Annotated in this window: 11 protein-coding genes; 5 read left to right on the top strand and 6 right to left on the bottom strand. The window is 73.3% G+C overall.

Features of this window, described 5'->3' with window-relative positions; all coding sequences use genetic code 11:
* Positions 1-256 precede the first annotated feature (256 nt).
* Positions 257-1,951 (top strand): TlrC/CarA/OleB/SrmB family ABC-F type ribosomal protection protein, encoded by a 1,695-nt coding sequence (locus Sru02f_RS18460; RefSeq protein ID WP_109031109.1) that lies wholly within the window; start codon positions 257-259, stop codon positions 1,949-1,951.
* Here Sru02f_RS18460 and Sru02f_RS18465 read toward each other — a convergent pair.
* The 6 genes from Sru02f_RS18465 to Sru02f_RS18490 form a co-directional block, all read right to left on the bottom strand.
* Positions 1,940-3,484, bottom strand: a complete 1,545-nt coding sequence (locus Sru02f_RS18465; RefSeq protein WP_167469415.1) for a carboxylesterase/lipase family protein — start codon at positions 3,482-3,484, stop codon at positions 1,940-1,942. The two genes, Sru02f_RS18460 and Sru02f_RS18465, sit on opposite strands and share 12 nt — an antisense overlap.
* A gap of 134 nt (positions 3,485-3,618) precedes the next feature.
* Positions 3,619-4,590 (bottom strand): zinc-binding dehydrogenase, encoded by a 972-nt coding sequence (locus Sru02f_RS18470; protein ID WP_174855043.1) that lies wholly within the window; start codon positions 4,588-4,590, stop codon positions 3,619-3,621.
* A gap of 256 nt (positions 4,591-4,846) precedes the next feature.
* On the bottom strand, positions 4,847-6,646 hold the full coding sequence (locus tag Sru02f_RS18475; RefSeq protein ID WP_109031113.1) for an ABC transporter ATP-binding protein: 1,800 nt from the start codon (positions 6,644-6,646) through the stop codon (positions 4,847-4,849).
* A 56-nt stretch (positions 6,647-6,702) separates the two neighbouring features.
* The gene (locus Sru02f_RS18480; protein WP_109031114.1) at positions 6,703-7,275 is read right to left on the bottom strand and encodes a peroxiredoxin family protein; all 573 of its coding nucleotides are present in this window, start codon (positions 7,273-7,275) and stop codon (positions 6,703-6,705) included.
* A complete protein-coding gene (locus Sru02f_RS18485; RefSeq protein WP_109031115.1) occupies positions 7,272-7,793 on the bottom strand; it encodes a MauE/DoxX family redox-associated membrane protein in 522 nt (173 codons plus the stop codon). The genes Sru02f_RS18480 and Sru02f_RS18485 overlap by 4 nt, the downstream gene beginning before the upstream one ends.
* Positions 7,794-7,879: 86 nt before the next feature.
* Positions 7,880-8,056, bottom strand: coding sequence for a hypothetical protein (locus Sru02f_RS18490; protein WP_159107512.1), 177 nt, complete (start codon positions 8,054-8,056; stop codon positions 7,880-7,882).
* Between the two features lie 335 nt (positions 8,057-8,391).
* On the opposite strand from Sru02f_RS18490, the gene Sru02f_RS18495 reads away from it, so the two are divergent.
* The 4 genes from Sru02f_RS18495 to Sru02f_RS18510 all read left to right on the top strand — a co-directional run bounded on the left by Sru02f_RS18495 (position 8,392) and on the right by Sru02f_RS18510 (position 13,559).
* Complete coding sequence (locus Sru02f_RS18495) at positions 8,392-9,261, top strand: RICIN domain-containing protein (protein ID WP_244941776.1); 870 nt, start codon at positions 8,392-8,394, stop codon at positions 9,259-9,261.
* 164 nt (positions 9,262-9,425) lie between these two features.
* The gene (locus Sru02f_RS18500) at positions 9,426-10,385 is read left to right on the top strand and encodes an SDR family NAD(P)-dependent oxidoreductase (RefSeq protein ID WP_167469417.1); all 960 of its coding nucleotides are present in this window, start codon (positions 9,426-9,428) and stop codon (positions 10,383-10,385) included.
* 173 nt (positions 10,386-10,558) lie between these two features.
* Positions 10,559-11,884: an MFS transporter gene (locus Sru02f_RS18505; protein WP_244941777.1), complete on the top strand. Its 1,326-nt coding sequence runs from the start codon at positions 10,559-10,561 to the stop codon at positions 11,882-11,884.
* Between the two features lie 7 nt (positions 11,885-11,891).
* A complete protein-coding gene (locus Sru02f_RS18510) occupies positions 11,892-13,559 on the top strand; it encodes a PucR family transcriptional regulator (protein WP_109031117.1) in 1,668 nt (555 codons plus the stop codon).
* Positions 13,560-13,709: the final 150 nt, after the last annotated feature.

Here is a 13,709-nt window from a genome sequence, read left to right on the forward strand (position 1 = left end):
ATTCACTGCTGCGCCGATCAGTTGATCTTCACCGGTTCACGGTGCACCGCGCTCGGGGCCGCGCCGGCGAACAAGGCGAGACGTATCGTCTTGCCAAGGCGCGCGCTGTGGCGTACCGTCCTTCGCATGGGTTCCCTGTGAGATCACCGGCGCCGACGGCGTAGAGCACCGCTCCGCCGTCGCCGCGCCTCGCCGTGCCGTCCATCCACCCCGATCCGGCCCGGGCTGATCCCGTGCGGCCAGGAGGGACCCGATCTTGCACACCTCACAACTCACCCTGTCCCATGTCACCAAGCGCTACCCCGGCCGCACCGTTCTCGACCAGGTCTCCCTCACGCTGAAGCCGGGCGAGAAGGCCGGACTGATCGGTGACAACGGCGCCGGCAAGTCCACCCTCCTCAGGATCGTCGCAGGCCAGGAGCGCCCGGACAGCGGCGAAGCGACCGTGACCGCCGACGGCGGCATCGGCTTTCTTCCGCAGTCCCTCCCCCTGCCCCCGACCGCCACCGTCCAGGACGCCGTCGACCTGTCCCTCGCGGACCTGCGTGCCCTGGAGGCCGAGCTGCGCCGGGCCGAGCAGGCGCTCGGTGCCGGCCGGGATCCGGACGTGCTCGCCGCGTACACCGTGCTCGTCGAGCGCTACGAGGCCCGAGACGGCCACGACGCCGACCGCCGGGTGGACATCGCGCTGCACCACCTCGGCCTGCCGGCGCTCCGCCGTGAGCGCCGGCTCGGCACCCTCTCCGGGGGCGAGCGCTCCCGTCTTGCCCTGGCCGGCGTCCTCGCGGGCCGCCCGGAAGTTCTTCTGCTGGACGAGCCGACCAACGACCTGGACGATCAGGCCGTGGAGTGGCTGGAGACGCAGCTGCGGGCACACCGCGGCACGGTGCTCGCGGTCACCCACGACCGCGTCTTCCTGGAGCGTCTCACCAGCACGATTCTGGAGGCAGAGGGGGGTAGGGTCGCCCGCTACGGCGACGGCTACACCGGCTACCGTACGGCGAAGGCCGCGGAGCGCCGCCGCCGGCTCCAGGAACACGAGGAGTGGCGGTCGGAGCTGGCTCGCAACGAGCGGCTGGCCACCGGCCACGCCGCCCGCCTCGGCGCCATTCCGCGCAAGGCGTCCCTGGCCAACTTCGGCCACGGTGGCTTCCGGGCCCGCGGCCGTGCCCACGGCGCCATGTCCCGTATCCGCAACGCCCGCGAGCGGGTCGCGCGGCTGACCGAGAAACCGGTGGCGCCACCGCCGGACGCGCTGGCGTTCACCGCTCGCATGGCCACGGCAGCGGAGGAAACGACGGCCACCGGGACCGCTGACGCGACGCTCCCCGCCGTACAGCTGTCGGACGTGCGCGTGGGCGACCGCCTGTACCTGGGCTGCCTCGGCCTCGGCCGCCGCGACCGGCTTCTCGTCACCGGCCCCAACGGCGCGGGAAAGACCACCCTGTTGAAGGTGCTCGCCGGTGAACTGCGGCCGGACGAGGGCTCGGTGCGAGTACCGGGCCGGGTAGGGCATCTGCGCCAGGAGGAGACGCCGTGGCCGCCGGAGCTGACGGTCGCCGAGGCGTTCGGGCTGGGCCGAGCGGGTGCCGCCGACGAGCACGCCGACGCCCTGCTCGCCCTCGGCCTCTTCCGCCCGGCGGAACTGAGCCTGCGCATGGGCGAGTTGTCCTACGGCCAGCGCCGCCGCGTGGAACTGGCCCGCCTGGTCTCGGAGCCCGCCGACCTCCTTCTGCTCGACGAGCCGACGAACCACCTGTCACCGGCGCTGGTCGAGGAAGTGGAAGAGGCGCTGACCGGGTTCTCGGGGGCGATCGTGCTGGTCACACACGATCGCGCGCTGCGCGGGCGGTTCCGGGGCAGGCGTCTGACACTGCCGGCGGCACCGGGGGCCCGGACGGGACAGCCCGCGGTCGTGGCACACCGGCCGCGCCCCGGTTCAGGGGCGTAGGACCGGGAAGTCGGCCTCGGCCCAGAGGGCTCGGAGGGCGGCGGCCCGGTCGCCGGTGCGGGCGGCGTGATGGTCGGCAGTCCACACCCTTACCGCGGTTGCCGCGGTGGCCTCGGTCGTCCCGGTGACCTCGGTGGAGGAGTCCCGGGCAGGTGGCCAGCCCGGGCTTCCGGTGGCGGCGAAGTCGGCCCAGGCGCGCACCATTCGGCGTGCCAGTTCCTGGTCGGCGGCGGTGGGTGCGCCGCCGATGAGGAAGGCCAGCCGCTCGTCGTCCAGGTTGCCGAAGGCGAAGGGAACGTCCGCACAGTGCCAGGCGCGTACCACCCCACCCGGATCGGCGCGGCGCCGGTCGAAGCGGGACAGGAACGCCCGGCCGCCGGCCCGGGCGTGGACTTCGGCGAGTCGGTCGGCGTACTCACCGAACAGCAGGTCGCCGAAGACGGCGAGGTAGACGTCCAGCACCGGGGCCTGGGGGAGCGCGGCGCGGTAGCCGGCCACCAGGCCGTCGGGGAGGCCGAAGTCCTCGGCGAAGCGGGCTAGTTGCTCGTCGGTGGTGACCTTCGCGCTGCTGCCGACGGCGTCGAGCAGCCAGTACTCCTCCGTGGTGTGGCAGACCAGCAGGTCCACGTCCCGGGCCGCACCGGCCGCCATCCCCGTGAGGGGGTCGGTGGGCAGGACGTCGTCGTCGAGGACCGGGGCGTACAGCGAGGGGTCGTAGTGGCGGGACCCGGAGGCGGGGTCGTGCCGGTAGTCGTCGACCACCTGGTCGGCGGCGGCGACCAGGGCCTGCGGAGTCGTGGAGAGGAGACCCGCCGACGTGGCCGGGCAGCCCGCCGCGGCGGCGATCTCGCGCGTGGTCGCGGCCGCGGTGTCGCGCGTGTAACAGGGGCTGGCGGGGCTGTGCGCGATGGCGCGGTGGAACAGGCCGCGGGCGCGGTCCATCACCATGAGGCAGGCGACCGAGGCGGCTCCGGAGGACTGGCCGGCGACGGTGACGTTGTCGGGATCGCCACCGAAGGCGGCGATGTTCTCGCGCACCCACCGCAGGGCGGCGACCTGGTCGAGCAGCCCCCGGTTGTCGGGGTGAACGATCGGCCCGTCCGGCGGGACGTGGCCGAACCCCTCGAAACCGATGCGGTAGTTGAGAGTCACCACGACCAGTCCGGCACGGGCCAGTACGGTGCCGTCGAAGTCGGGCTGGGCCGACGAGCCGAAGGCGTAGGCACCGCCGTGGATCCAGACGAGCACCGGCAGGGGGCCACCGTCCGGGGCCGGCGTCCACAGGTTGACGGTGAGGACGTCCTCGTCGCCGGGAGACCACACGGGCGCCCCGGGCAGCCGCGCGGACTGCGGGGCGACCGGACCGAATCTCCTGCCGTCCCGCACCCCGGTCCAGGCGGGTGCCGGAGCCGGCTCCCGGAACCGGTGGACGCCGAACGGCGCGGCGGCATACGGAACACCGAGGACGGCGACGACGTCGCCGGAGACCCGGAACCCCCGGACCGAACCGTGCCGGGTCTTGAACACGTCCACCGGGACCGCCTCTCGCCGCACGCCTGTGGGACGGGGCACAGCATGGCATCGCCCGGCCGGCCGGGACCAACACCAAGATCGTCAGGATTGACGCTCCGGTGTTGTCAATCTTGGTTCCGCCGGTCGGAGCGGGCCTACTCACCGTCCATCAGGAGCAGTGACTTGCCCACCGTCGTACGCGCGGCCAGAGCGCGGTGGGCGTCGGCGGCCCGCGCCAGCGGGTAGGTGGCGCCGATGGCCGGGCGCAGGCGTCCCTCGGCGGCGCTCTCCAGTGCCAGGCCCAGCAGTTCCCGGGCGGTCTCCCGGTCCGGAGGGCCGTCCATGAGCGGCATGAGCAGCCGGACGCCCCGGCGCGCGGCGGATTCCCGGTCCGGGGCGGCGAATCCGCCGGCGGTCCCGTAGGTGACGAAGCGCCCACCGTCCGCGACCGCGTCGACGCTGGTCGCACCGAGCGCCCCGCCCGCACCGTCGTAGACGAGCGCGGCACCGCCACCGGTCGCCTCGCGCACCCGCTCGACCCAGTCCGCCCGCGTGTAGTCGACGACGGCCTCGGCGCCCAGGTCCCGGGCCATGGCCAGCTTGGCTTCGCTGGACGCGGCGGCCACCACCCGGGCCCCCGCGTCGACCGCCAACTGCACCAGTAGTGTGCCCGCCCCACCGGCCGCCGCCGAGACCAGTACCCATTCCCCCTTCCGCGGCGCCCCCAGCCGGTGGAAGCCGAGAGCGGTCACGCCGTCGTGCACCAGCGCGGCCGCCGTCACGGCGGCCAGCCCGTCCGGAACCGGCATGATCTCTTCCGCATCCGCGACGACCCGTTCGGCGTATCCGGTGCCGGTTCGCACGACCACGCTCCGGCCGATCCAGCCCGGGTCCACCCCGTCACCGACTGCCAGCACCTCGCCCGCTCCGCCACCACCCGGCACGTACGGCAGCGTTCGCGGGAAGAAGTCCTGACCCCAGCCGCCGCGCAGCAGCGTGTCCAGGAAGATGACGTCGGCCGCGACCATGCCGACGACCACCTGGCCGGGGCCGGGCACGGGGTCGGGCAGGTCGACCAGGGTCAGCACGTCCGGAGCACCGAACGAGGTCACGTGGATCGCATGCATGAGCAGCACCCTTCGCTGGAGGCGACATCCCGCCCACCCTCCAACCTCAAGTCCGATCGAGGTCAAGGCTCGTTCGTCGTCCGCGGTGGAGTCGGGCCGGTCGGCAAGGGGTGACGGACGGAGGGACGTATGGAGGGACGTATGGAGGGACGTATGGAGAACAGACGACTGCACGGGTGTCTCGGGGCGGTGGTCGGACTTCCTCCCGGCTCCGGGTTTCTGAGGGGTGTGTCGGTCGTCTGTCGGCGGTGCGGGGTCAGCCGGGCCGGGTGTCGCGGAAGTCCAGGGCGTCCGACTGCAGGGCGACGAGTCCGGAGTACGTCCCTCCCTTGGCGAGGAGCTCCCCGTGCGTGCCGGTCTCCGCCGTGCGGCCCTCGTCGAGGACGGCGATGACATCGGCGTTCCTGACGGAGTCCAGCCGGTGGGAGATCAGGAGGGTGGTGCGGCCCTGGCGCAGTGAGCGCAGCAGGGCCCGCAGCCGGTGGTCGGCGGCGGGATCGAGCCGGGAGCTGGGCTCGTCCAGCAGGAGCAGGTCGGCGTCGTCCTGCAGGATCGCCCGTGCCAGCGCGAGGCGCTGCCACTGGCCGCCGGACAGGGTGTGGCCGCTGTGGCTGCCGGCCTGGGGGTCGTCCTGGCGGAACACGAGACTCAGCAGCGTGTCGTAACCACCGGACAGCCGGGTGATCTCCTCGTGGATGCCCGCGCGGCGGGCGGCGCGCTCGATCCCCGCGGTGTCGCCCAGCGCCTCCAGCCGGCCGATGCCTATGTTCTCCCCGGCGGTCAGGTCGTACTCCATGAAGTCCTGGAACACGGCGCTGAGCCGGGCCCGGTACACCTCGGGCGCGAAGTCGCGGATGTCGACGCCGTCCCAAAGGATGCGGCCCTTGCAGGGGTCGTAGAAGCGGCAGAGGAGTTTGATCAGCGTGGACTTGCCCGCGCCGTTGACCCCGACGAGCGCGGTGGTGAGGCCCACCGGGATGTGCAGGGTCACGCCGCGCAGGATCCAGTCCTGATCGTCGTGGTGGCGGAACCAGACGTCCTCGACGCTGATGCCTTCCCGCAAAGGGCTCAGGAGGGCCGGTGCCTCGCACCGGGGCAGGTCGTCGGGGGTGTCGCACAGGTCCAGGAACGCCTCGAAGTGCAGAAGTGCGCCGTAGCATCGCGTACTGTCGTTGACCAGGCCCGACAGTGCCCCCTGGGCAGCGGTGATCGCCGCCAGCAGCAGCGTGAGGTCGCCCACGCTGAGTCTGCCGTGCCACACGTCCGTCGCGGCCCAGGCCAGGCCGGTGGTCGTGATGACAGCGGCGATCGATTCGGCGACCAGTTCGTATCGCAGGACCCTGCCGTCCAGCCGCCGGGCCACGGCGTTGGCGCCGGCCATCTCCCGGGCGGCACGACCGGCTACGAAGTGGCCGGCGCGAAACAGCCGGATCTCCTTGGCCGCACGATGCCCGGTCAACAGCTCGGAGTAGAAGGACTCCTTGCGGTGGACCGGGCTGAGCAGCCACATGGTGCGCACCTGCTGGCGGTGGATCCGCGTCTCCATGACGACGGCGGGCAGTGCGCCGAGGAGTACCAGAGCGGCGAGCGGGGGCCGCAGGGCCAGGAGCGATGCGGCGAACCCCGCCGAGATGACCAGCGATCTGATCGCGGTCGTCCCCGACTCGACGAGCTCCAGGGAAGCCGATCCCGCCGAGTCGCGCGCCATGCGAATCCGGTCGGCCATGCGCGGGGACTCGAAGTAGGTGAGGCCGGAGAAGGAGTTCATCACCTCGGCCACACGTCGGTGCGCCGCCAGCCGGGTGCTCCGCTGCAATTCCTTGACACAGTAGGCTGAGAAGCCTGGCAGCACCGCCAGCGCCACCCCGGTGGCGGCCATCACCGCTCCCCAGGTGAGCAGGTACCCGGCCGGCCGCCGGTCGATCAGCCCGTCCACAAGGAACTTGGTGGCCCAGGCGCTGGTCAGCGGAACAGCGGCGAGCAGCAGGCTGACGGCGATGTAGCCGGCGAAGGAGCCGGGCGCCGAGCCGACGACGAGCGCGGCCGCGGTCCGCACGCCGCGGACGATCCGAGCGCGCCGACGCCGGGTCCGCGCGGATTCGCCAGGCACGGTCACACCGACTCCATGAGGCGGAAGTGACGTGTGGTGGGAGCCTCGGCAACGACGACGTGCCGTCGGCCCTCACGACGGACCCGGTAGAACAGCGGGTAGGCGGTGACGCCGAACGCGGTGATGATGCTGCCGTCGCCCTCCTCGTGCACGACGACGGCGGTCCGGCTCAGCCGTTCCGTCTCGGCGTCCAACTCGTGGCGGGCCGCCGGCCGGTCCAGCTCGTGGGGTTCGTGCCGGATGACGGCGATCGCCGGAATTCCGCTGTCCGCCAGCCGGCCGGCCAGGGCCGCGTAGTCGTCCACAGCCGCCTGGCAAGGCGGGCATCCGATCATGAAGAACCCCACGACATACTCGTCCATCGCCGCGGCACCGACCGGCAGGCCTTCGAACGACTTGGCCTCGAACGAGGGCAGCTCATGTCCGACGGGCAGCGAGACCGTGTCAGGGCCTTCCAGCTCCGCCGATGGGCGCGTGGGGTCCCGTCGGACGGCGCGGGCGAGGCGGGTGGTCAGGACGAGATTCGCGCACACCGCGACGGCCAGGGCGCCGCAGACGACGTAAAGGGTGGTCATCGCTTCCTCGGGGTCAGGGCCGCGGCCACGGCCTCGTGCAGGACGACGGCGATGCCGATCCCGGCGCCGGTCGCCGTGAGCAGGACGCGCTCGGCGGTGCCCGGCAGCGTCGGGCCGGTTGGTGCCAGGGCAAGGAACAGGGCGAGCGCCGACAGGGTGGTGTTGCGCCACAGGTGACGGCTGCCCAGCGTCTCGCGAGCCGTCCCGAAGCAGGCGCAGCGCAGGCCGAGTTGCCGCCGTGTACTCATCAGGACACCTCCGGCGAGCACGGCGAGCAGCAGCGCGGCAAGGCCCAGCCCTGCCGACGCCGGGCCCAGGAGCAGCACGGTCGCGACGGTGGCCTCGGCGACGATCAGCGTCGCGGCACAGAATCGGCCGAAACGCGTACCGGTCGGGCCGAGCGCGGCGAGAGAGGCGGACAGGTCGGCGAAGGCGGGGGCCCGCAGCTTACTGACCGCCGCCACGGCGAACAGAGCTGTGAACGCACCGCGCCCCACCTCGATGAGGGCTTCCAGCACGTGGGTACCTTCTGGAGGGAAGGGGGCCGCCCGCCCACCGGAGACCGGCACGGGCGGGCGGCCCCGTCAGGGAACGGACCTGCGGATCAGCAGCCGCAGCGGATGAACTTGCGGTCGCCGGACACCTCGACCGGGTACCCGTCGTAGCAGGCGTAGGTGCGGCGCTGGGTGTACTTGCGCCGGGTCGTCTCACAACTGCCCGCGGACGCCGTGATGCACGCGTACTCGTACCACGTTTGACCGGGTGAACAGGACGCAGCCATTGCCTTGACCTTTCTGAGAGACGAACGCGGACCCGGACACGGCGTTCGTACCGCCGCTGGTCCGCGGTGACCCCGGACTCGAACGCGGCGAGCCGGGTGTCACCGAGATTGCCGACCACCGCCGGGCCGGAGCAACGGCGACCGCCTGTCCCGGACAGCGTCGGGCTGTCCGGGCTGGTCAGAGCCTTGTCCGGATCGCGTTCCGGACAGCGGGGCATGGCGGAATTCCGGTGTTGCTCCTTTGACGTGGTCGCAGCAAGATGAGGTTCATGGGGAACCTGGGGGGCGATGTGTCGCCGCATGCGGCCCGAGACGCCGCGGGCCTTGTCGAGTCGATGCAGCGTCTCAAGGACCGCTCGGGACTGACCTACCGCGCGTTGGAGGAGCGGGCCGCCCGGAACGGCGACGTGCTGGCGCGCAGCACACTGTCCGACATCCTGCGGCGCACGAGCCTGCCGCACCCCGACGTGCTGGCCGCCTTCGTCCGCGCCTGCGGGGACGAGCAGCGGGTCGGTGTCTGGCTGGACGCCAGGGACCGGATCGCCGCGGGTATCGCCGCCGTGCCGTCCGTGGCCCCCGGCTCGGGGCCCAGCACCGCGGCCGAGCAATCTGGGGCCGAAGAGGCCGCAGCCGGGCCGCGACGCCGGTCCAGAGGCCGCGCGCTCACGCTCGTGGCCTCGCTCATGGTTCCGCCGCTCGCCCTGGGCGCCTGGGGACTGCTGCCCGACGGCTCCGAAGCTCCGGCCGCTTCCCAGGCCCCCGCCGAGGGCTGGGTCACCATCCGTCCCGCCCGGACGCCCGACCTCTGTCTGACCGACGGACGCGACCGTGAGGGCGCCTACGCCAGCGCCGTAGCCGCCCAGCTCCCCTGCGCCCGGGCCACGGTCCCGCGTACCTACCTCGAACCGGCCGGTGACGGCCTCTACCGCATTCAGTGGCACCACCCCGAGGAGGGGAAGGGATGCCTGACGGTCATGAGCACCGGCCCGGTGAAGGGCATGCTCGAGCCCTGGGACGACTGTTCCGAGGCCACACTGTTCCGGGTGGCAGCCGCCGCTGACGACGGCGGAGGCTTCCGGCTGCGCCCGGTCGGCAGCAGCAGGTGCATCGGCATCGCCGACGACGACACCACCGTGGGAGCCGAGGCGGTCGAGGAACGCTGTACCGACGCGGCCGACCAGCGCTTCCTCATCCGGACGGGGTGAACGTGCAGTGGTGGCACCGCCCCCGCCGGGGCGTGGGTGTGGGGGTGTCGGTCCTCTGTCGGCGGTGCGGGTGATCTGTCGGCGATCTGTCGGCCGGGGGAGCGACCTTGGGCGAGTCGGTGCTCCTCACGAGCACGCCGCCCGAGCACAAGGAGTCTGTCATCGTGTCCTCCGCACCCCAGAGCCGACCGTGGGACGTACACCGGCTGCCGTCCGCCGAGGGACGGAACTTCCTCGTCACCGGGGGGAACGCCGGGATCGGCTACTTCACCGCGGAGCAGCTCGCCGCCACCGGCGCCCTCGTCGTCGTCGGCAGCAGGAACCCCGCGAAGGCCGACGCCGCCCTTGCCTCGATCCGCTCGCGCGTCCCGGGCGCGCGGGTGCGGCACCTGCACCTGGACCTCGCCGACCTGTCCACCCTGAAATCCGCGGTGGACGGCCTGACGCTGGACGTCGGTCGTCTTGACGCGGTGGTCCACAACGCCGGGGTCGCGCTCGACGACCCGCCCCGTCGGGAGACCGAGGACGGCCACGAGCTGATGTTCGGCACCAACCACCTCGGCCACTACGCGCTGACGCGGTGGCTGGCCCCCCTTCTGTCCGCGGCGCCGGCGGGCCGCGTCGTGACGGTGGGAAGCTTCGCGGCGCGATCCGAGCGGCTGGACCTCGACGACCTCCAGTCCACCCGGGACTACCGGCCCAAGCGCACCTACGGCCGGTCGAAGCTCGCGCAGATGTGCTTCGGCTTCGAACTCGACCGCAGGCTGCGTGCCGTCGGCAGTACGGTGCTCAGTGTGGTGGCCCACCCCGGCGGCGCCCTGGACTCCCTCACCCCCTCCCGCCCGCCGGTCAGCACGTCGACCCCCGGCGAGCGACTGCGCGGTCTGCCCGCGGCGCTCATGGTGCAGGGCAAGGACGCCGGGGCGTGGCCGGTCGTCCGTGCCGTCCTCGACTCCGACGTACAAGGAGGGCAGCTGTGGGGGCCGAGGGTCTTCGGCCTGCGTGGCCGACCGCGACGTGAGCCGGTCCCGGCACACATGGCGGACCCGGCGGTCGCCGCTCACCTGTGGGCCGCCAGCGCGGAACTGACCGGGACCACCGATCCGCACCTCGGCTTCCGGTAGGCGGACCGCTTCCCCGAAGCATCCGGCACCTGGGACCGTGCCGTGCGGACAGCAGCAGGATGCAGGCGCTGCTGTGCAACGGTCCCGGAGTGTCCGCCATCGGGTTCTCTCCCAGCGCCCGTACCGGTCGGTCACTGGAACGACCGCTCGGAGATCAAGGACAATCGGCAACCATGTCTGAAAGAGCGACGGAATCCGTCCTGCGGTCCCCGGGCATACCCCACCTCCTCACGGTGGGGGCCTTCTGCTTCGCGGGACTGGCCCTGCTGCTCCCCGTCTCACCGGCGTGGGCCGTCGCCGGAGGCGCCGACGAGTTCGGTGCCGGACTCGTCACGGCCGTCCTGATGGCCGCCACCGTCCTGGCCCAGCTGTGTGTCAGAACGGCGCTGCGCACCATCGGCTGGCCCCGCACGCTGGCCCTCGGTGCTCTCCTGCTCGGCCTGCCCGCCCTCCTGCAGAGCCTCAGCGACCACCTGGTGCCCATCCTGGTGACGACCGCCCTGCGCGGAGCGGGCTTCGGCATCGTCACCGTCTGCGGAGCCACCGCCGCGGCCGCCCTGGCCCCCCGCGGTCGCCAAGGGGCGGCCATCGGCCTGTACGGCCTCGCCGTGGCGCTGCCCCAGGTCGTCCTCACCCCGGCGGCACCCTGGCTGATGGGCACCTTCGCCCTCCCCGCGATCGTCGCCTGCGGTGTTCTCCCCGTCCTCGCGCTGCCCTGGACCCGGGCCCTCGGCCGCGCGGTCGAGGCCCGCACGGACGGCCCGCCCACCCAGGACGGCCGTGCCGGGCACCCCGCCCCCGCCGCCACGGTGCTCCGGCGCATCCTGCTCCCGCTCACCGTCCTGCTCCTGGTCACGGCGGCAGGCGGTGCCGTGCTCACCTTCGCCCCGCAGTTCACGAGCACCCCCGCGCTCGCCGCCACGGGTCTGCTCGCCCTCACCGCCACGGCCGCCTTGGCCCGCTGGGGCTGCGGAGAACTGGCCGACAGGATCGCCCTGCGCCCGATCACCGCCCTCCTCGCCTCGACCGCGTGCGCGGGACTGGCCCTGATCGCCCTGGCCGTCGGCTCGGACGGCGAGACCGTGCTCCCCCTGCTCGCCGGACTGCTCCTGCTGGGAACCGCGTACGGCGGACTCCAGAGCCTCACGCTGGTGCAGGCCTTCGACCTGGCCGGCACGGAGGACCGGCACGTGACCTCCGTCGCCTGGAACATCGGCTACGACGCCGGTACCGGGCTCGGATCCCTCGCGCTGGGCCTGGCGGCGCAGGCGGCCACCTTCTCCACCGGTTTCGCCGTCATGTCCGCGGTGATGGCAGCGGTGGTCCTGGCGGTGATCCTCACCCCTGGCCGACCGGGCGGGCGTACCACGGGAGACCGGCCGCGCACGCGACAGGACCCGTCGCTCACCCGCCCGGCCCCGGAAGCGGCCGTAGCGACCTGCCCCTCCGCCGAGGTGGGGAGAACCCTGCGGGCCGGCGAGCAGCCGGGCCGACCATGATGGAGGCATGGCAGCAAGGGAACCGGACCGGCGCGACGACAGGCCGTCGCTCGAGCAGATCCTCCGGCTGATCGCCCCCGGCATGCTGGATGTCGTCGTGGCGCCGCGCGGATCCGGTGTGCCGGTGGCCGACGTGGTGCTGTACGACCCGGGTGAGGAGCGGGACGACGGCACCTGGGCGGCGTCCGGACTGATCCTGCTCGCGGTCGGGGTGGATGCCGCCTCGCCGGAGGCGATCGATGTGCTGCGTGGCGCGGAGCGGGCCGGGGCCGCGGCCGTGGTGCTGAGGCGGGGAGCCCGCGGGCCCCGGGCGGCGCTGCTGGAGGCGGCCGCCTCTGGGCGCACCGCGCTGCTCACCCGGCGGCCGGGGCAGGGGTGGACGGAGGTGCTCGGGCAGCTGCGCACCGCTGTGGCCCACAGCGCCCCGACCGGAGGGACCGGGGTGGAGGGGCTGCGGCTCGGCGACCTCCCGGAACTCGCCAACACGGTGGCGGCCCTGGTCGGGGGCGCGATCACGATCGAGGACCCGCAGTCGCGGGTGCTCGCCTACTCGCGGATGGACCACGAGCCCGACCCGATGCGCAGGCTGACGATCCTCGGGCAGGAGGTGCCGCGCTGGCGGGTGGACGAACTGCGTGAGAGCGGCTTCTTCCAGGCCCTGTGGAACACCGACGGCGTCGTACGCCTGCCCGCCGACGACCGGTACGCGGAACGGCTGGCCGTCGCGGTGCGGCACGGGTCGGAGATCCTCGGGTCCCTCTGGGCCGCCGCCGACGGCCGGCCGCTGGCCGAGGACGCGGCGGCGGCGCTGCACACGGCGGCGCGGGCCGCCGTGCCGCACCTCGCCCACCACCAGACGTGGGGCCGGGCCGCGGCCCGGGCACGGGAGGGCGCGGTGCACGCACTTCTCGACGGCAGCGGCCCGGCGGCCCGCGTCGCGCACGACGCCGGGGTCGCGCCGGACCGGCCGTACACGGTGCTGGTCGCGGAGGCGTACGACAGCCGGGACCTGACGGCCGTGCCCGCCCCGGCCACGGGGGGCGCCGCCGGGCAGCGGATGCTGGACGTGCTCGCGCTGCAGGCCGAGGCCTACCGGCCGGGCTGCGTGACCGCGCGGTCGGGGCGGCGGCTGTACGTCCTGCTTCCGGCGGAGGACGGCGAGACGGACCCGGCACGTGCCCTGGCGGCGACGGCGCGGTCGGTGCCGCGCGGTGTGCTGTTCGCCGGCGTCGGTCCGGTCGCGTCGGACCTGTCGGGGCTGCCCGCGTCGCGCGAGGCCGCGGAGCTGGTGGTGCGGGTGCTGCGCGAGCGGGCCGCACGGCGGCCGGCCGCGGACGTGGTCTCCGCGGTGGCCGCGTTCGGCGAAGTCGTTCCCGAGGTGTCCGCGCTGCGCGTGCTCGACCTGATCGCACCGTTGTGGGAGAGCCTGTCGGGCCCCGTGCACGCGATGGTCGAGCACGACCGCGCGCACGGCTCGGAGTACGGGGCGTCCGTCGGCGCCTACATCGACGCCTTCGGCGACACGGGCACGGCCGCTCAACGTCTCAACGTGCATCCGAACACCCTGCGGTACCGGCTGCGGCGGGCTCGGGAGCTGTTCGGCGTCGACCTGGCCGACCCCACCCTGCGACTCCTGGCGGACCTCGGACTGCGGCTGGCGCGGCACACGGAGTGAGGCTTGGTTCTTTGGAGCCGGGGCGGTTACCCGATCACCTTGATCGTTCAGCTGTCCTGCCGCACAGGCAACCGCCCCGACCGTGGTCGCGTGGCACGGAGACGCGCCGGGCTCGGCGGAGCGAAGCTGTACGAGGCAGAACGGCCGGCC

This window comes from Streptomyces rubrogriseus (assembly GCF_027947575.1).
GTDB lineage: Bacteria > Actinomycetota > Actinomycetes > Streptomycetales > Streptomycetaceae > Streptomyces > Streptomyces rubrogriseus.